The following is an 18,488-nucleotide window of genomic DNA, read 5'->3' as shown; positions in this document are numbered from 1 at the left end:
GAAATCCAGGCCGCCTGAGGCCAGAAATGAAACCTAGGACTCTCTCCTAAGCCGGAGGAGAAAAGGGGCTCAGGTCAATAACTGGATTTTCTGGATAGGGTAAGAGAGGAAGAGAGCGATGACACCCCGGTAGAGACGGTTCGTGGAAGAGTACCTAGTGGACCTAAACGCCACCCAAGCGGCGATCAGGGCAGGTTACAGCCGCCGGACTGCGGTGAAGATCGGCAGCGAAAACCTCATTAAACCAGACATTTCTCGTGAAATTCAAAGGCGATGGATGAGCGGGCGGCGCGAACGAGCGTGACGGCAGAGCGCGTTCTTCAGGAGTTGGCGCGCATCGCATTCCTCGACATCCGCAAGGCGTTCAACGCGGACGGCAGCATGAAGCCGCTCGATCAGCTCGACGACGACACTGCCGCCGCGATTGCCGGCCTGGAGGTGTCTAAGGAGCTGGACGAGGATGGCCGCCAGGTCGTTATCGGCCGCATCAAGAAGCTGAAGCTCTCCGACAAGCTCGGCGCATTGACGCTGCTTGCGCGGCACCTCGGGATGCTGAACGACAAGCTCACCCTCAAGGGCGACGCGGAGAACCCGCTCGCGATGCTGATCAAGGCCGTCCAGGGATCGGCGATCAAGCCGGTTCCCACCAGCGCGATCACTCCAGCCCTGCCGACGCACTGATTCGTAGATCGAGTTGGGCTGATCACTTGAAGGGGGCTACCCGCTGGGCGGCCCCTTTTTGCATTCCGAGAGGACGGTAGAGTCCCACCCCGTCCGAGCTAATCCCATAGAAGCCACTGTCAAACAGTGGGGTTCGCGGTGGGGTCGAGCCCTACACCCTTCATAATTCTTCAATAATATCAATCACATACAGGAAATAAATGGCGGGCCGCGACCGATAGCGATGCGCACTACGTTTTCGCCATAGCCCTACGATGACTGCTCTCCGAGGCCCCCTTCCGCCAGAAGGCGCTTCTGGCATAGTGTGATGCGCCCCCTGACGCGCCCGCTTCCCGAAAGGCGTGCTAGCCCCCGCCGTGCCCTTGACTTTTCCGGCTTGTTAAGTTTTGGCGCGTTACAGTATGGTGCGTTAACGTTCGGTCGGGCCGAAGCGATCGTCGTTCGGATGCTCACTTCTGCGTGAATCGGCCAAGGGGCGGGTGATTTGCGTGGATCAGGGCGTAGTTTCCAAGGCAAAAGGTCTATCGAACTTTGTTTGGCAAATTGCCGAAACCCTTCGTGGTGACTTCAAGCAATCGGAGTATGGCAAGGTTATATTGCCATTTGTTGTTCTACGCCGTCTCGATTGCATCCTTGCACCCACCAAAAACGCTGTTCTGAAGGCCCATGCCGGGTTGCCGCCCGGCATCGATGAACAGACCCGCGACATGATGCTGTATGGCGCTATCGGCGGCGGCATCCGCGTTTACAACACCAGCACGCTGACATTCGCCAAAATCAGGGCGCAGAACCCGAGCGACGTTCACAAGAACCTCATCGCCTACATCACGGCCTTCTCGGACTCTGTTCGGGATGTCTTTCTCGATAAATTCCTCTTCACGGACCAACTGAAGCGGCTCGCCGACGCCAGCATACTATGGAAGGTTTTCGAGCAGATCGCCGCGCTCGACCTTCGGCCGGAAGCCGTCTCGACGCTGGCGATGGGCTATCTGTTTGAAGACCTGATCCGCCGCTTCTCGGAAGTCTCCAACGAGACCGCCGGTGAGCACTTTACGCCGCGCGAGGTGATCCGGCTGATCGTGGACCTCATCATCGTCAACGACGACGAGAAGCTCCGGGGCCAGGGGATCATCCGGCAGATTTACGATCCGGCGTGCGGCACGGGCGGAATGCTCGCGCTCGCCGAGGAAGCGCTGAAGGAGTTCAATCCCGATATCCGCGTCGAACTTTTTGGCCAGGAGTTGAACGGCGAGTCCTTCGGCATCTGCAAGTCCGACATGCTCGTGACAGGCCATGACCCGGAAAACATCGCCTTCGGCAACACGCTGACCCAGGACGCCCACAAAGACCGGCGTTTCCACTATATGCTGTCCAATCCCCCCTATGGCGTGGATTGGAAGAAGTATCAGGAGCCTATTCGGGAGGAGGCCACGACCCTGGGCAAGGACGGCCGCTTCGGCGCGGGCTTGCCGCGCATTTCGGACGGCCAGCTTCTCTTTCTCCAGCACATGATTTCCAAGATGCGGACCGATGAGGTCGGTTCGCGCATCGGCATCGTCATGAACGGCTCGCCGCTCTTCACCGGCGGGGCCGGATCGGGCGAGAGCGAAATCCGCCGCTGGATGCTGGAGAACGACTGGATCGAGGCCATCGTCGCGCTGCCGACCGACCTTTTCTACAACACCGGCATCCAAACCTATGTCTGGCTGCTGACCAATCGCAAGGAGCGGAAGCGGCGCGGCAAGGTCCAACTCATCGACGCATCCGGCGAACGGTTCTGGACGCCCATGCGCAAAAACCTCGGCTCCAAGCGCCGGGAAATCCGCGACGACGGACGCGAGACCATCACGCATATCTTTCATGAGATGGCGAACGGCGGCGGGCCGTGGAGCGCGGTGTCGAAGATTTTCGATGCCAGCGATTTCGGCTTCCGTGAGATCAGGGTGGAGCGCCCGCTTCGACTGAATTTCCAATCCAGCCCCGAGCGCATCGCGCGGCTGAAGCTCGCCAAGCCGTTCCTGAAGCTGGACCCCGCCGAACAGGATGACGTGTTGAGCGTCCTCGCCGATCGCCTGCCGAGTACCCTGTTCAAGGACCGCACCGCCTTCGAGGCCACCTTAACCAAGGCGCTCAAGGGCGCGGGCGTGAAAATCGGCGCGCCGGTCAGGAAAGCCATCCTGTCCGCGCTGTCGGAGCGCGACGAGTCCGCCGCCATCTGCCTCGATGGCGACGGCAGGCCGGAGCCGGACCCCGAACTACGCGACCACGAGCTTGTGCCGCTCAAGGAGGATTGGAGAGTCTATGTCGCCCGAGAGGTGACGCCCTTCGTGCCAAACGCATGGGTGGACGAAACCTATAGGGATGCGACCGACAAGGGCGTCGGCCGCGTTGGCTACGAGATCAATTTCAACCGCCACTTCTACCGCTATGTAGCGCCCCGCCCGCTGGCCGAGATCGACGCCGAGTTGAAGACGCTGGAGACGGACATCGCCAACCTCCTGAAAGAGGTGGCGGGATGACGCCTTCTCCACAAGCTCCATGGCCGATGAAGGCCCTACGTCGATTGGTGACGATCCGGTCCAGTAACGTCGATAAGATTATGGAAGAGGGCGAGGAAATCGTCCGCCTCTGTAACTACGTCGATGTTTATTATAATGATCGGATTACCGGAGATATCGATTTCAGCGAAGGTTCGGCAAAGCCGCAGGAAATTACAAAATTTGGACTTCGCACCGGTGATGTTATCATCACGAAAGACAGTGAAACTCCGGACGATATCGCTGTTCCGGCACTTGTTGATTCAAGTGCGGAAGGGATTGTTTGTGGATACCATCTCGCGATATTGAGGCCCAATAATTCCGAAATCATTGGTCCATTTCTGTTTTGGAGTTTGAAAGCAAAGCCTACTCGCGAAGCCTTCGGTCTCGCTGCCCAAGGGGTTACTCGCTACGGTCTGACGCTGAATGGCATTGGATCGGTCAATATCCCTGTCCCCGAGCTCGCCACCCAGAAGGCCATTGCCACCTTCCTCGACCGCGAAACCGCCCGTATCGACAAGTTGATCGTGAAGAAGGAGCGGCAGGTTGATGTTCTTCGTGAGCAAAAATCCGCGATTGCCAAGGAATATATCCATAGCGGGCTTCATGCCGGTAGAGATTGCGTAACTACAGAAAACCTGTGGTTGCCTCTCATTCCCCGAGGCTGGCGACCTCGTCGTATGCGCTTCTTGTTCCGCGCAGTGAAGCGGCAAGGCATGCCTGATCTCGACGTACTGTCCGTCTATCGGGATTTCGGGGTTATTTTGAAATCGTCTCGGGACGATAACATTAACAAAACACCCGAAGATCTATCTTCGTATCAGCTTGTTGAACCAGGAGATTTGGTCGTCAACAAGATGAAGGCGTGGCAAGGGTCCCTCGGGATCTCTGAACTCAGAGGAATTACCAGTCCAGATTACCTTGTTTATCGACCGGTGGCGCCGATGAACGGACGCTACATGCACCATCTCCTACGCACTCAGCCCATGCCTTCGCTATTTTTGACGATATCGAATGGTATAAGGATCGACCAATGGCGTCTCGAACATACCAAGTTCATGGACGTTGTCGCATGGCTTCCGTCACTTGATGAGCAAGCCGAGATTGCAGCAGCGATCGACGCCCGGACTGCGGGAATCGAGCGCCTCGTCAAATCGGCCTCCGACAGCATAGAGTTGCTGAGAGAACACCGCGCCGCCCTCATCACCGCAGCCGTCGCGGGCCAGATCGACATGCGCGAAAATCTGCCGGCCGTCACATCACCGTCAGATCGGGATAGGTTCCGCCTCGTCGTCGGAGCAGAGATCATACATCAGCATCGGAGCAACCCGAAATTCGGGCGGGTGAAGCTGCAAAAGGAACTCTATCTCGCCGAAGCCCATCTCGGCATCAGCGAACTCCAGGGGAATTACGTCCGTCAGGCAGCGGGACCGCTCGATCGCACCTTGCTTGAGGAGACAGAGCGCTCGGTGGAGGCTGCAGGCTTCTATAGGGCGAGCCAAGCGGACGGGGCGGGAACGGGCGTCACTTATGTGCCCCTATCAAACGCCGGGCGGCATGGCGCGGAACTCAAAAGCCTGTTGGGTCCGCGCGCCGATGCGCTGGGGCGCCTCGTCGCCCTCCTGCGCGATTTCGGCACCGAGGCGGTCGAGGCCATCGCCACGCTCTATGCCGTTTGGAATGACGCGTTGATGGACGGGCAGCAGCCCGACGACTCCATGATCGTCAACGGCGTCCTGACCGAATGGCACGAGGATAAAGGGAAGAAATTCAAGGATAGCGACCTTCGCCATTGGTTAGACTGGATGAAGCGCAACGGCCTCACGCCGCGCGGCCAAGGCCCCCGCACAGCCCACACCATGACGCGGGATATGTTCGCATGACAGAATATGTCGTCGAAATTCCAAAAGAACTTGCACATAACTTGGAGCAACGCATTTGGTTGGCTAGGGGCATTTCACGCCCTGGCCGTGGTGATAAAGATTTTTCTCCCGAGTTCCTTGTCGTTTCGGTTTCTGGGTTCAAAGTCGAAATTTTCGCAAATGAGCACCCTCCGCCGCACTTCAGAGTGGCAGTCGGTTCATCGACAGCAAATTATACGATCGATGACTTTCGCCGAATGAATGGTAGTGGTGAAGTGTTGCGATACGAAAAAATCGTAAAATCCTGGTGGAGCGACAACAAGTCCGCGCTCGTAAATACATGGAACAGCAGTCGCCCAACCGACTGTCCTGTCGGTAAGATTGGCGCGCCAGCCCCACGCAAACGAGCGAAGGGGAGAAAAATTTGAATTACGAACAGCCATCGACCTCTCACCCATATGCCAAGGGCTTTTCCGAAGACACCGTTCACCGGGAGGAGGTGCTGGAGGTCCATCTATGCAAGGCGCTGGTGGAGCACCAAGGTTATCGTCCTCGCCGTCCCGAGGACTATGACCGTGCCTCCGCGCTCGACAAGGCCCTGGTGATCGAGTTCGTCAAGGCGACGCAACCCGACGAATGGGCGAAACTGGAAGGCCACTACGGTTTTTCCGCTGAAGCCGAGTTCTTTAAGCAGCTTGAGCAGGGTTTGAAGCAGCGTGGCACGCTGGATGTGCTGCGCAACGGGCTGAAGCTGGTTCCGAACCTGAAATTCTTCCTCACCGCCTTCAAGCCGGCGTCCGGCGTCAACCCGGCGTTAGTAACGCTGTTCGAGAGCAATATCCTCAGCGTCATCAATCAGCTTCGCTACAGCGCGAAGAACGAGAACGCCATCGACGTGGGGCTGTTCGTCAACGGTCTGCCCGTGGCCACTTTGGAACTGAAGAATACCTTGACCGGCCAGAATTTCCGCCATGCCGAACGCCAGTATCGCCATGACCGGGCGCCCGCCAATGAGCCGCTGCTGACGTTCAAGAGGGGGGCCTTGGTCCATTTCGCGGTGGATCAGGACAATGTGTCCATGACCACCCGCCTCCAGAACGGGAAGACCCGATTCCTGCCCTTCAATCGCGGCCATGGCGGCGGCGCGGGCAATCCGGATATCAACGGGGAGTTCCGCGTCGCATATCTCTGGGCAGACCAGCCCGAAGGACGGGCGATTTTCTCCCGCGACATCCTCCTCGACATCATCGGGCGATTTCTCCACCTCGACGGCACGAACGGCAAGGAAGCGCTGGTCTTTCCGCGTTTTCATCAGATCGACGCGGTTCTGAAGATGCTGGCTCATGCCAGCGTCAGCGGTAGCGGCAACAATTATTTGATCCAGCATTCGGCGGGGTCGGGAAAATCCAACACGATAGCGTGGACGGCACACCGGCTTGTGACGTTGCACGATCTGTCCGACCAGCCGATTTTCGACACCGCGATCGTGGTGACGGATCGCGTCGTTCTCGACCGCCAGCTACAGAACACAATTGCTCAGTTCGAGCAGACGCCCGGCGTTGTCCGCAAAATCGACGGAACATCACGGCAGTTGAAGGCTGCGATCGAGGGTCGGGCGAAGATCATCATCACCACGATCCAGAAGTTTTCGACCGACCATCTCCGTGTCATCAGCGGACAGGGAACGAGGCGGTTCGCCGTGCTGATCGACGAGGCGCACGGCTCTCAGTCCGGCAAGAGCGCCCAGGCGTTGAGCGACGCCCTCAGCCGTGACGAAGATGCCGGGACGCCCGACGAGATCGAAGACCTGATCGCGGAATACCAGCGCCAGCGAGGCCCGCAGGCGAACATCAGCTACTTCGCCTTCACGGCGACGCCCCGCAATGTCACGCTTGAGCGTTTCGGCACGGTGGGCGCCGATGGCCTCCCGCATCCGTTTCATCTCTATTCCATGCGGCAGGCGATCGAGGAGGGTTTCATCCTCGACGTGCTTCAGAACTACATGACCTACAAGGCGTATTACGCCCTGGAAAAGACGATTGACGATGATCCGGAACTGGACACGCGGCGCGCGCAACGGAAGGTCGCGCGGTTCGCGGCCCTGCATCCGACCGCCCTGAGCCAGAAGGTCGAGGTGATGGTCGAGCATTTCCAGCGCCATGTCAGGCCGGAACTGGACGGCCAGGCCAAGGCCATGATCGTGACCTCAAGCCGGGAAAGCGCCCTTCGTTATTATTTCGCGGTCAAGACCTACATCGAGGACAAGGGATATCGCGACCTCAAGGCGCTCGTCGCCTTCTCCGGCGAGTTGCACGTCGATGGCAATACCTACACCGAGGCCGAGTTGAACGGCTTCGGCGAAGGCGAGTTGCCCAAGCGATTCACTACCCCAGAATATCAGATCCTCATCGTCGCGGAGAAATATCAGACCGGCTTTGACCAGCCGAAATTGTCCGGGATGTATATCGACAAGAAGCTGGCAGGGCTGCAAGCCGTTCAGACCTTATCCAGGCTGAACAGGATTTATCAGGGCAAAGAACAAACCTTCATCCTCGATTTCCAAAACACGATGGATGACATCAAGGAAGCATTCCGCCCCTTCTTTGAGGTGTCCAGTCTCGAAGCCGTTTCCGACAAGAACCAGATCTACCAGTTGGAAACGCGCATTCGCACATTCGGCTACCTCGACAGCAGTGAGATTCAGCGGTTTGCCACGACCTTCTTCAAGGGAACGCTGTCCACTCAGGACCGCGTGACGTTGGAGTCCCTAGTGCGCAACGCTGTGGCGCGGTTTGAAGCCGAGGATGACGAGGGCCGGCAGGAAGAGTTCCGGCAGCTTTTGAGAAGCTACAAGCGTTTCTACAGCTTCGTCGCGCAAATCGTCCGGCTTGGAGATACCAGCTTGGAAAAGCTCTATGCCTACACCGATTGGCTGGACCGGATGTTGCCGAACCGCGAACAGCCGCCGGAAGTCGAGATCACGGATGAAATGCTGCGCCTGCGCGCCTTCCGCGTTCAGCGGAAGGAAGCTGGCTCCGCGTCGCTCGCAGCAGGCGACACCGTGCCACTCACCGCGATCAGCGAATTTGGAGCTAAGCCCTATACCGAAGATGAGGCAAAGGCGCTTTCGGAAATTGTCCGTTCCTTCAACGACCGGCACGGGACGCAGTTCACAGAAGAAGATTTTATCCGCCTCGAACAGGTGAAGCGCAAGGCGCTCGACGAAGAAATGGCGGCGGTGCTGCGGAACAATCCGCCGGATGTCTCCCGCCCGACCTTCGTGCGCCGTCTCCTCGAAGAGACGATCAAGCAGTATCAGCGCGACAGTAGCCTTCAAAGCATCATCATGACCAACGCGGAAGATCGCGATCGCATCTTCAACCATCTCTTCAGCCGGGCCTTGCGCGAGGTGCGCGAAACACCGAGTCCGTGATGTGCGCCGCCGTTGCGCAGCGTTGCCGCCCGATGGCGGGCAGCGCTGCGATATTTGGGGTCTTCGCGCCGCCCGCCATCGGTTACATCCCATCGGGATGGTCCTGCGCGGCGAAGGGATTCATGCCGTCGCGTTCATCCTCGAACGCCTGCTTTCCCTTCGCGGCCCAGAGTGCCAACGCCCTCTCGCGCTCATCGCATTTGAGCTTTTTGGCCATCCAGAGCAGCGCGCCGAAAATTGTGGTGCGGTCATCGCCGGTCAGGTCCACGACCCCGGCTTTGACGACGAGGCCGCCGAGTTCGATCAGATGCCGCGTGCGCTTGCGGCGCTCGACCTGCCAGGTCCGCATATCATACCGCGCCTGCTGTCCCTGATGCCGGTTGCGCGCTGTCCGGCTGCGGTTGAGCGCCACCCGCGTCGCGGTCAGGCGCTGGCGCAGATCGCCGCGCCCGGCCCTGAAAGAACGCGGCCCCGCGCTTGGCCCACGCCTCCCTTTTTCCGGCGTCCTTGGTCTCGGCCAGCACGATCAGCGCGCCCGCCAGTTCGTCGACGGTGAGCGCGTCGGCTCCGATCAAGATCACCAGTTCGCCGAGTTGATGTACCTTCCGCGTTTTAAGTTCCCGCGCCTTTTCCTCCAGCGCCTTCAGTTCCGCGTCGTAGTCCCGTGGTTTCCGCATCGTCGTCTCCATAAGCAGTCGATGGAGCGATGATAGTTTCGTGTCGGCGGGAATGCTGTAAGGTTGCTGGGACAGCATGAAACGGCGCGGAGCGTCCGGAGAAATTCATTTCGAGGGCGCGCTTATACGTCGTTCCGACGTGCGCTTGGGAGCAGTATCTGGTCGGTCGCCATGGCGATCTACCATTTCTCCGTTCAGGTCATCGGACGCGCGGCGGGCCGCAGCGTGGTGGCTGCCGCCGCCTACCGCTCGGCCTCGCGGTTGCGCGACGACCGGCTGGGCCGCGATCAGGACTTTTCCGCCAAGCGCGGCGTCGTCCATTCCGAGGTCATGCTGCCGGAGGACGCGCCCGAGCGATGGAGCGACCGCGAACGGCTGTGGAACGATGTCGAAGCCTTCGAGGTGCGCAAGGACGCCCAGCTTGCCCGCGAGGTGGAGTTCGCTATCCCCCGCGAGATGACACAGGCGCAGGGCATCGAACTCGCCCGCGACTTCGTCCAGTCGGAATTCGTCGATCAGGGCATGATCGCCGACCTCAATGTGCATTGGGATAGGGCCGAGGACGGAATGCTGAAACCCCATGCCCATGTTATGCTGACCATGCGCAGCGTGGACGACAACGGGTTCGGCCAGAAGGTGCGGGAATGGAACCGCACCGAGCTGGTCGAACGTTGGCGCGAACGCTGGGCCGATCACGTCAACGAGCGTCTTGCCGAACTCGACATCGACGCGCGGATCGACCACCGCAGCCTTGAGGCGCAGGGCATCGGCCTTGAGCCGCAAACCAAGATCGGCGCACCGGCGCAGCGCATCGAGGCTACCGGGATCGAGGCCGACCGCGCCGAGGATCATCGCCGCATCGCCCGTGAGAACGGCGCGCGGATCGTCGCCGATCCCTCCACCGCTCTCGACGCGATCACGCATCAGCAATCGACCTTCACGCGGCGCGACATGGCGAAGTTCGCGCATCGTCACAGCGACGGGATCGACCAGTTCAACGAGGTGATGGGCGCGATGCGCGGTTCGCCCGATCTGGTCGAACTCGGCAAGGATGGACGCGGCGAGGATCGGTTCACGACCCGCGACATGATCGAGGCAGAACAGCGCCTGCATCGCGCCGCCGAGATGATGGCCGAGCGCGAGCGCCATGACGTGAACGAAGCTGACAGACAGGCAGCACTTGCGCGCGCCGAACAGCGCGGCCTTGTCCTGTCCGGCGAGCAGGTCGACGCGCTGGCGCATGTCACGGACGGGCGCGGCCTAGGTGTTGTCGTCGGCTATGCCGGGACGGGGAAGAGCGCCATGCTCGGCGTGGCGCGCGAAGCCTGGGAGGATGCGGCTTACACCGTGCGCGGCGCGGCGTTATCCGGCATCGCCGCCGAGAATCTGGAAGGCGGATCGGGCATCGCGTCCCGCACGATAGCCAGCCTGGAACATGGTTGGGGACAAGGCCGCGACATGCTCACGGCGCGCGATGTTCTGGTGATCGACGAGGCGGCCATGGTCGGTACGCGCCAGTTGGAGCGCGTGCTATCCCATGCGGCGGAAGCAGGTGCGAAGGTGGTGCTCGTTGGCGATCCGCAGCAGTTGCAGTCCATTGAGGCGGGTGCAGCGTTCCGGTCGATCCATGATCGGCATGGTGGTGTCGAGGTCAGCGCGGTTCGCCGCCAGCGCGAGGACTGGCAGCGTGACGCCACGCGCGACCTGGCGACCAGCCGAGCGGGCGATGCGATTCATGCCTATGAGCAGCATGGCATGGTGCATTCCGCCGAAACCCGTGAACAGGCGCGCAGCGACCTGATCGACCGCTGGGACCGCGAGCGGCAGGCGACCCCCGACGCAACCCGGATCATCCTCACCCACACCAATGCCGAGGTGCGGGAATTGAACGAGGCGGCTCGCCAGAAGATGCGCGACGCAGGCGAACTTGGCGCGGACGTGCATGTCGCCGCCGAACGCGGTGCGCGGACCTTCGCGCCCGGCGACCGCGTCATGTTCCTGGCTAACGAACGCGGGCTTGGCGTGAAGAACGGCACGCTCGGAACCGTCGAGCAGGTCAGCGCCCAGAGCATGACCGCCCGCACCGACGACGGGCGCAATGTCGCGTTCGACCTGAAGGACTACAACAAGATCGACCACGGCTATGCCGCCACAATCCACAAAGCGCAGGGCATGACGGTGGACCGAACCCATATGCTGGCGACACCGGGCATGGACGCCCACGGCAGCTATGTCGCCCTCTCGCGCCACCGCTCGCGTCTGGACTTGCACTATGGCCGCGACGACTTTGCCACGCAGGACCGGCTTGCGAGCGTCCTGTCGCGCGACCGCGCCAAGGACATGGCGAGCGACTACGAACCCGCCCGCGACTACGCCGAACGGCGCGGCATCACCTTCCGCGAGCGGGTGGAGCGGGTTGTCGAGATCGTCAGGCAGGTTCCTAAAAAGGTGCGCGGCATGTTCGACGAGCTGCACCTGCCCGCCGAGGGTGGACAGGGACCGGAAAGGAAGGTGGAGGAAGACCCGGAGGCGGCGTTGCGCCGCGCCCGTGGTCGTGCGCTCGTCCGCCATGCCCGCGCGGCTGACGCCATCCTTGAGGCCATGCATCAGGGCGCCGAACCCACGCGCGACCAACGGCGCGAACTCGGTGCATCCCGGCGCGCGTTCGAGGAGGTGTTCCCCAATGGCTGGAAGGATGCGGAAGCCGCCTACAACAAGGACAACAGCCTTGCCCGTGAAGCTGGATCAGGCAGGGTCAATCGCACTATCCGAGCCCTCCAGCTCGAAACCGAAATCCGCACAGAGCCAGCCCGCCGCGCCGACCGTTTCGTGGAACGCTGGCAGAATCTTCACCGGGCCAGCGACCAGAGCTATGCGGCGGGCGACTATGCCGGTCACAGGGCCGCGCGGGCGGAGATGGGGAACATGGCGCACAGCCTGGAACGCGATCCGCAGATGGAGTCCCTTCTGGCAGGCCGCAAGCGGGAACTCGGCATCTCATTCGATTCGGGGATGGGCGTCGGCCGCGACCTCACCCTCACGTTCGGACTTGGCCGGGGCCGGGGTCTCGGGCTGTAGAACCGGCCTATTTACCGCCGCCTCTTCGCCACAGCCCTACGGTGCTTAACTCTCTATTGCATAACAACAAATCCTTGCCTTTGCCTGTTCTGGCAGTCCCACAAACAGTCAGCAGGAGGCATCGCGGCCATGCGCCAACCAGACCGTATCATCCGCATGGACACCGTCCGCGACCGGACGGGTCTCTCAAGGTCCACCATCTACCGCAAGATCGCCGAGGGTACGTTCCCGCCCCAGATCAAGATCAGCATCAACGGCGCGGGCTGGCGGGAATCCGACATCGACCGATGGGTCGCCAACCCCGTGGCATGGCGGCCAGGAAGCGGGCGCGGCCTAGATGCCGTCTGATCGCGGCGCGCGTTTCCGCGCCCGGCGCGTCAGGCCGCCCACGGCATCCGAGCAGCTTGAGGTGCTGTTGGGCTATCCGTGGCCGTTCCTCGGTAGGCCGCCCAAGCATGACCTCTCCACCTGGACCGTCACCGACGACTGGCCCCATCCTGTCCCGGTCACAGAGGCCGAGATCGAGGTGTTCGAGCAATGGTTCGGCGACCTGTTCGACGAGTTGTTCGGTTCCGGCGGCTGACGCTCCAAGCCTCGAAATCGACGTTGAAATCCGCGCTCCAATAGATTACTTGTAGTCACATATGGCTACATATGGAGGCGCAACATGCTGACCATCAACCTCAGAGACGCCAAGGCTGGATTTTCGAGCCTGGTCGATGAAGCCGTCAAAGGAGAGATCGTGACTATCACCCGTCATGGCAAGCCCGTTGCGGCCCTGGTTTCGGTCGAGGCGGCGGAGATCGCGCGCAAGGCGCTGACTCGCAAACGGGCGGGCCTTGTCAGCTATCTCAGGACGTTCCCCGGCGGAGAGTTCCCGCGCAACCGCAAACCATCGCGGGATGTCGAGCTTTGAGCGGCTTCCTTCTCGACACCAACGTCGTTTCCATGCTCGCGCCGTCGAAGGCGGAAGCATCCGCAGGCTTCCTCACTTGGCTGGACCGCATGGACACCGATGGACGGCTATTTCTGTCGGTCGTCTCCATCCACGAGATCGAGAAGGGAATCGCGCTCCTCGACCACAAGGGGGCAACGGCGAAGGCCGCGAGCCTGAAAGCATGGCTGAGTGGTCTCGTCTCCACATACGATGACAAGATCATTGGCTTCGATGCGCAGGCCGCCGCAATCGGCGGGCGGCTGGAGGCAAAGGCGCTTGCGGCCGGTCACGACCCCGGCATGGCCGATGCCGTAATTGCCGGTATTGCCGCAGCGCATGAACTCGTCATCGTCACCCGAAACACGAAGCATTTCCTTCCGTTCGGCGTCGCCGTGTTGTCGCCTGACGAGGCGGCTGCACAAGGAGGCCCGGCATGACCGCTTCCACAATCCCTCTGCGTGCCGCCCTTTATCTTCGGGTTTCGACGGCGCGGCAGGCCGAGCATGACGTTTCCATCCCCGACCAGAAGCGGCAGGGGGAAGCCTACTGCGCCTCACGCGGCTATCAGCTTGTCGAAACCTATGTGGAGCCAGGCGCATCCGCCACCAACGACCGCCGCCCCGAGTTCCAGCGCATGATCGAGGCGGGGACCAGCAAGCCCGCGCCCTTCGACGTGGTGATCGTCCACTCGTTCAGCCGTTTCTTCCGCGATCATTTCGAGCTTGAGTTCTACGTCCGCAAGCTGGCGAAGAACGGCGTCAAACTGGTCTCGATCACGCAGGAAATGGGGGATGACCCCATGCACGTCATGATGCGGCAAATCATGGCGCTGTTCGACGAATACCAGTCCAAGGAAAACGCCAAGCACGTCATACGGGCTTTGAAGGAGAACGCCCGCCAAGGCTTCTGGAACGGCTCGCTTCCCCCTATCGGCTACCGCGTCGTCGCGGCCGAGCAGCGCGGGGCCAAGACCAAGAAGAAGCTGGAGATCGACCCGCTCCACGCCGACACCGTGCGGCTGATCTACCGGCTGGCGCTGGAAGGCGACGGCACGACCGGCCAGATGGGCGTCAAGAACATCGTCTCCTACCTCAACAGCCGCCGCATCTTCACCCGCGATGGCGGGCGCTGGGGCATCGGCCAGGTTCACCGCATCCTGACCCGCCGCACCTATATGGGCGAGCACGAGTTCAACAAGCGCAGCAAGACCAAGGAGCTGAAACCAGTCAGCGAGATCATCGCGGTTCCGGTGCCGCCGATCATCGACTGGGAGACGTTCGACACGGTGCAGGCGCTCTTGAAGGCTCGCAACCCCAAGGTCATCCCTTCCGCTGTCATCAGCGGCCCGACCATGCTGACCGGCCTGATCCATTGCGCCAAGTGCGGCGGGGCCATGACCATCCGCACCGGCAAGGGCGGGCGCTATCGCTACTATGCTTGCTCGATGAAGGCGCGGCAGGGGCCGACCGCCTGCGAGGGCATGGCCGTGCCGATGGAGAAGCTGGACGATCTCGTCGCCGACCACCTCGAAAGCCAGCTTCTCCAGCCCGAGCGGCTGGAAACCATCCTCGCCAGTGTTCTCGACCGCAGGCAGGAGCAATCCCAGCGCCGCCGCGAGCACATCGCCGAACTGAACAAGCGTGCCACCGAATCGGAACTGCGCCTGAAACGCCTCTACGATGCCATTGAGGCGGGCGTGGCCGACATCGACGATCCGGCGCTCAAGGACCGCATCGACGGCCTCAAGGCCATCCGCGATCAGGCCAAGGCCGACGCCGAGCGCGCCCAGGCCATGCTCGACAGCTCCGGCTCCAAGGCCGTCACCCCGCAAATGGTCCGCACCTTCGCCAAGACAGCCCGCCAGCGCATCCGCCTCGAAGGCGGCGGCTACCGCCGCGACCACCTGCGCGCGCTAGCCCAGCGTGTCGAGGTCGCGGACGGCGAGGTTCGGATCATGGGATCGAAGACCCAGCTGCTTCAGGCGCTGGTGTCGGGCGGCGGCGTAACCGCAGTGCCCACTCAGGGACTGAAGTGGCGGAGACGGAGGGATTCGAACCCTCGAGACCCTTTTGGGGGTCTGCTCATTTAGCAAACGAGTGCCTTCAGCCTCTCGGCCACGTCTCCAGCACGTCTCCCTATGCCGAACCGCCGCGGCCTTTGCAAGGCATCCGGCGTGGTATCCCTCCGGAAATGTGACGGCGACGCGAACGATCGGGCAACTGGGCCAGGCAATTGGGGTCAGACGCAAGGCCGGCGCGCAGACCAGCCGGGCAGCGATCAGCGCGCGGCGGCGCGGCGGGCGGCCACGCTTGCGGCAAGGCTTGCCCCAACATCGGACCACTCGTCGGGGCGCCCCGCGCGGACAAGGTCAAGCGAAGGGTAGAAGGCGCTGGTGGCGGTATCCACCCCCCAGCACCAGTGCGCCACCGGGCCGACGGCGACGAGGCCCGGCCGCCCCCGGGCCCCGGCGAGATGGGCCACAGGCCCCTCCCCCGTCACCACAAGGTCCAGATGCTGGATCAGGGCCGCCGTATCGACAAGGGTGCCGCCGGCGTCCCAGCCCGGTCCAAGGCGCGCCACCTGCCTGCCGAACCCGGTGGCGGCCAGTTCCGCTTCCGCCTCCGGCCGCGTTTCGAGGCTCACCAGCGCGACGCCTTCAAGGGAGCCCATCGCGGCGAAAGCAGACAACAGGGCCAGATCGCCGTTCCAGGCGATCCCCACCGCGAAGCCGTCCGGCCGCATATCACGCCAGCGGGCGATGCGCGCGGGATCGGCCAAGAGATAGGGCGCTTGCGGCCAGCCATGCGGATCCGGCGCCATGAGGCGCGGCAGGCTAGCGAGGGGCGTCCAGCGCAGGCGCGCGTCGCGCACATCCACGCCGGCAAGGTCACTGGCCACGGGAATGCGCACATCGATGCGCGACAGCAGTGGCACGTGCTCAGCCTGCGCCAGAAGTCGCGCGGGAATCCTGCGGTCAGCCAGCAGCCGCAGCAGGCGGCCGAACAGGATCAGGTCGGCAAGGTCGCCCTCCGCCGTCACGATCAGGGCGGATGGCATCTCCACCCCGTCCCAATGCGGGAGCGGCAGCGGCTTCTGCGCGGACGCGTCTCCCGTCGCGCAGGCCTCCAGGCCGGCCCAGCCGTCCTGCCATCGCCCCTCGGCCAAAGCGTCGAGGGCACGCTGGCGAAGCGCCTCGGGCGCTAGGCTCTCGCGGCGCACCTCTTCCGGCGGAAGGCTCGGCTGCTGCACGGGTGTGGTGTCCTCCGCCACCGGGAGGCTCCCGGCGTCAGGGCGAGCCGCGGCCGGCGGCCGATCCCGTTCGGCCTCGACCGCGGCCGGCGGGCCGGGCTCGAATGCCGGAGGCTCGGTGGCAAGAGGGATGGCGGAAGGAATGGCGGGCGAAGGCTCGGCTGCTTCGGTGGCTGCCGTGGCCGCTTGGGGCGCTTCGAGATCACCCGTTGCGTGCGGCACCTCCGCCGGCTCCAGCCCGGCCTCCGGTGTGCCGGCTTCAGGCTCACCCGCTTCGGGCGCTGCCGCCGGCACGCTCACGGGCGCTGGCATCTCCACATCGCCTAGCTCGTGCTCGATGCCGGCCAACGCCACCTGGAAGGCGGGCCGGTTGGGAGCGGCCGCCAGGGCTATGCGGAAGGCTTCCCGCGCTGCGGGAAGATCCCCGGCCGCCCTGAAGGTCTGGCCAATCAGAAAATGGGCGTCGGCCAGATCGGGCTTCAGCTGCAGGGCGGCGAAAGCCGCCTCCGCCGCCTCGGCGCTGCGGCCGAATTCGTGCAGCAACGCGCCCTTGGCGAGGAAATGGGCCGGCTCCCACGGCTGGAGCTCGGCCAGCCGGGTGAAATCGGCCAGCGCCTCGGTGGACTGGCCCATGCGCACCCGCACCTGCGCCCGGTTGGCGAGGACTTCCACGGCGCGAGGATCAAGGACCAGGGCCGTGTCGAAGCAGGCCAGCGCTTCCGCGTGACGCCCGAGATTGGCGTGCATGTTGCCCGCGAGATAGCGCGCCTCCACAAGGCCCGGATCAAGCTTGGCCGCCGCCTCGAAGGCTTTGAGCGCCCGCTCCCATTTGTGTTCGGCCTGAAGCGTGGCGCCGAGCAGCACGTGGGCGTGGGGATTGTTGGAATGGCCGTGCTTGGCCCGGCGGGCCGCCGCGTGGGCGTCCTTGATCCGTCCGGCCTGCAGATGGGCGAACACGACCAGCCGCTCCACCTCGAACACGCCGGGCCGCGCCTTCAGGAGGCGAAGATAGATCTCGAGCGCCTCATCCAGGCGCCCTTCCCGATGCAATGCGGTGGCGCGGGAAAATGCGGCGCGCTCGTCCTCGACCATGGGCGCTCCTTGCCGCGGAATCAGTCGGCGCCACTCTTATAGCATTGCCGGCTCACACGAGGGCTTGATCGCAGGCCCGGTTCAGCGGGCGCGCTGGCCGAACAGGACGCTCTGGGCGTCCTTGTCCTTGGAGAGGTCCACCTTGGACCGCTCCTCGGCATTTATGGCGAGGCCCCGCTGCACCGCAGGCCGGGCCAGGACGCGGTCCAGCCACGCCTTGAAGTGGGGAAATTCCTCGATGTGCTGGCCCTGCCGCTCCCACAGCTTGGCCCAGCCCACGCAGGCGATGTCGGCGATGGAATAGTCGCCGGCGAGATAGTCGCGGTGCTTCAAGTGGGTATTCATCACGCCGTAGAGCCGGTGCACCTCGTTGGTGTAGCGCTCGACGGCGTAGGGGATCTTCTCCGGCGCGTAGATGCGGAAATGGTGCGCCTGCCCGGCCATGGGACCCAGGCCGCCCATCTGCCAGAACAGCCACTGGTCCACCTCCACCCGGCCGCGCTCGTCGGCGGGGTAGAACAGGCCGGTCTTGCGGCCGAGATACTGGAGGATGGCGCCGGATTCGAATACCGAGATGGGCTGGCCGCCCGGTCCGTCCGGATCGATGATGGCCGGCATCTTGTTGTTGGGCGAGATGGCGAGGAAATCCGGCTTGAACTGGTCGCCCTTGCCGATGTTCACGAGCTTGACCTCGTAGGGCAGCCCGCACTCCTCCAGCATGATGGTGATCTTCCATCCGTTGGGGGTGGGCCAGTAGAAAAGCTCGATCGGCAAAGACTGGACTGCGGCCATGATGCGCTCCCAGAGCCGTCTCCCTCGGACCGTTTGGCGATCCTTGAGGTCAGGCGGACTCTCATCTTCGTGTCAGAGGCCGGTCCCGCGGCCGCAGCGTAGAGGTAGACAGGAGCCGGCCCGAGGGCAAGTGGCCCCGCCAAAGCCGGC

The 18,488-nt window shown here is 62.8% G+C and carries 13 protein-coding genes, 1 tRNA gene and 2 pseudogenes; 11 read left to right on the top strand and 5 right to left on the bottom strand.

What is annotated here, in order from left to right; all coding sequences use genetic code 11:
- The first annotated feature begins 142 nt into the window (after positions 1-142).
- From FZ033_RS16755 to FZ033_RS16735, 5 genes and pseudogenes are all read left to right on the top strand, one after another.
- A pseudogene (locus FZ033_RS16755) lies at positions 143-681 on the top strand (terminase small subunit).
- A 488-nt stretch (positions 682-1,169) separates the two neighbouring features.
- Positions 1,170-3,200 (top strand): type I restriction-modification system subunit M, encoded by a 2,031-nt coding sequence (locus FZ033_RS16750; protein ID WP_149577232.1) that lies wholly within the window; start codon positions 1,170-1,172, stop codon positions 3,198-3,200.
- Entirely contained in the window at positions 3,197-5,101 is a 1,905-nt protein-coding gene (locus tag FZ033_RS16745; RefSeq protein ID WP_149577231.1) for a restriction endonuclease subunit S, read from the top strand. The genes FZ033_RS16750 and FZ033_RS16745 overlap by 4 nt, the downstream gene beginning before the upstream one ends.
- Positions 5,098-5,508 (top strand): DUF4160 domain-containing protein, encoded by a 411-nt coding sequence (locus FZ033_RS16740; RefSeq protein ID WP_149577230.1) that lies wholly within the window; start codon positions 5,098-5,100, stop codon positions 5,506-5,508. The genes FZ033_RS16745 and FZ033_RS16740 overlap by 4 nt, the downstream gene beginning before the upstream one ends.
- On the top strand, positions 5,505-8,513 hold the full coding sequence (locus FZ033_RS16735) for a type I restriction endonuclease subunit R (RefSeq protein ID WP_149577229.1): 3,009 nt from the start codon (positions 5,505-5,507) through the stop codon (positions 8,511-8,513). Before FZ033_RS16740 ends, FZ033_RS16735 begins: the two co-directional genes overlap by 4 nt.
- 82 nt (positions 8,514-8,595) lie before the next feature.
- Here FZ033_RS16735 and FZ033_RS16730 read toward each other — a convergent pair whose 3' ends face one another.
- Positions 8,596-8,862 carry a conjugal transfer protein TraD gene (locus tag FZ033_RS16730; RefSeq protein ID WP_149577228.1) on the bottom strand — a complete coding sequence of 89 codons (267 nt, stop codon included), beginning with the start codon at positions 8,860-8,862 and terminating at the stop codon, positions 8,596-8,598.
- Between the two features lies 1 nt (position 8,863).
- Positions 8,864-9,190: a conjugal transfer protein TraD gene (locus tag FZ033_RS16725; protein WP_188079544.1), complete on the bottom strand. Its 327-nt coding sequence runs from the start codon at positions 9,188-9,190 to the stop codon at positions 8,864-8,866.
- 171 nt (positions 9,191-9,361) lie between these two features.
- Between FZ033_RS16725 and traA the strand changes: the two genes are divergently transcribed.
- The 6 genes and pseudogenes from traA to FZ033_RS16695 form a co-directional block, all read left to right on the top strand.
- A complete protein-coding gene (gene traA / locus FZ033_RS16720; protein ID WP_149577227.1) occupies positions 9,362-12,268 on the top strand; it encodes a Ti-type conjugative transfer relaxase TraA in 2,907 nt (968 codons plus the stop codon).
- Between the two features lie 129 nt (positions 12,269-12,397).
- Entirely contained in the window at positions 12,398-12,616 is a 219-nt protein-coding gene (locus tag FZ033_RS16715) for a helix-turn-helix transcriptional regulator (RefSeq protein WP_149577226.1), read from the top strand.
- A complete protein-coding gene (locus FZ033_RS16710) occupies positions 12,606-12,851 on the top strand; it encodes a hypothetical protein (protein WP_149577225.1) in 246 nt (81 codons plus the stop codon). The genes FZ033_RS16715 and FZ033_RS16710 overlap by 11 nt, the downstream gene beginning before the upstream one ends.
- Positions 12,852-12,935: 84 nt before the next feature.
- Positions 12,936-13,184, top strand: a complete 249-nt coding sequence (locus tag FZ033_RS16705; protein ID WP_149577224.1) for a type II toxin-antitoxin system Phd/YefM family antitoxin — start codon at positions 12,936-12,938, stop codon at positions 13,182-13,184.
- Positions 13,181-13,642, top strand: a complete 462-nt coding sequence (locus tag FZ033_RS16700; RefSeq protein WP_188079541.1) for a type II toxin-antitoxin system VapC family toxin — start codon at positions 13,181-13,183, stop codon at positions 13,640-13,642. The genes FZ033_RS16705 and FZ033_RS16700 overlap by 4 nt, the downstream gene beginning before the upstream one ends.
- Positions 13,639-15,267, top strand: a pseudogene (locus FZ033_RS16695) (recombinase family protein); the annotation flags it as partial. The gene FZ033_RS16700 and the pseudogene FZ033_RS16695, both read left to right, overlap by 4 nt.
- Here FZ033_RS16695 and FZ033_RS16690 read toward each other — a convergent pair.
- The 3 genes from FZ033_RS16690 to FZ033_RS16680 form a co-directional block, all read right to left on the bottom strand.
- Positions 15,238-15,329: transfer RNA gene (locus FZ033_RS16690), tRNA-Ser, on the bottom strand. The pseudogene FZ033_RS16695 and the gene FZ033_RS16690 sit on opposite strands and share 30 nt — an antisense overlap.
- Before the next feature lie 153 nt (positions 15,330-15,482).
- Complete coding sequence (locus FZ033_RS16685) at positions 15,483-17,546, bottom strand: CHAT domain-containing protein (protein ID WP_149577222.1); 2,064 nt, start codon at positions 17,544-17,546, stop codon at positions 15,483-15,485.
- Between the two features lie 81 nt (positions 17,547-17,627).
- The gene (locus tag FZ033_RS16680; RefSeq protein WP_149577221.1) at positions 17,628-18,338 is read right to left on the bottom strand and encodes a glutathione S-transferase N-terminal domain-containing protein; all 711 of its coding nucleotides are present in this window, start codon (positions 18,336-18,338) and stop codon (positions 17,628-17,630) included.
- Positions 18,339-18,488 lie beyond the last annotated feature (150 nt).

This window comes from Xanthobacter oligotrophicus, from assembly GCF_008364685.1.
Classification (GTDB): domain Bacteria; phylum Pseudomonadota; class Alphaproteobacteria; order Rhizobiales; family Xanthobacteraceae; genus Xanthobacter; species Xanthobacter oligotrophicus.
Note: the sequence above shows the minus strand (reverse complement) of the source record. Positions and strands in the feature narration are given on the sequence as shown.

Bases quoted from the DNA above. Each gene is read 5' to 3' on its own strand.
- traA (WP_149577227.1), top strand. From the start codon at position 9,362: ATGGCGATCTACCATTTCTCCGTTCAGGTCATCGGACGCGCGGCGGGC.
- FZ033_RS16740 (WP_149577230.1), top strand. From the start codon at position 5,098: ATGACAGAATATGTCGTCGAAATTCCAAAAGAACTTGCACATAACTTG.
- FZ033_RS16730 (WP_149577228.1), bottom strand. From the start codon at position 8,862: ATGCGGACCTGGCAGGTCGAGCGCCGCAAGCGCACGCGGCATCTGATC.
- FZ033_RS16710 (WP_149577225.1), top strand. From the start codon at position 12,606: ATGCCGTCTGATCGCGGCGCGCGTTTCCGCGCCCGGCGCGTCAGGCCG.
- FZ033_RS16715 (WP_149577226.1), top strand. From the start codon at position 12,398: ATGCGCCAACCAGACCGTATCATCCGCATGGACACCGTCCGCGACCGG.
- FZ033_RS16685 (WP_149577222.1), bottom strand. From the start codon at position 17,546: ATGGTCGAGGACGAGCGCGCCGCATTTTCCCGCGCCACCGCATTGCAT.
- FZ033_RS16725 (WP_188079544.1), bottom strand. From the start codon at position 9,190: ATGCGGAAACCACGGGACTACGACGCGGAACTGAAGGCGCTGGAGGAA.
- FZ033_RS16680 (WP_149577221.1), bottom strand. From the start codon at position 18,338: ATGGCCGCAGTCCAGTCTTTGCCGATCGAGCTTTTCTACTGGCCCACC.
- FZ033_RS16745 (WP_149577231.1), top strand. From the start codon at position 3,197: ATGACGCCTTCTCCACAAGCTCCATGGCCGATGAAGGCCCTACGTCGA.
- FZ033_RS16705 (WP_149577224.1), top strand. From the start codon at position 12,936: ATGCTGACCATCAACCTCAGAGACGCCAAGGCTGGATTTTCGAGCCTG.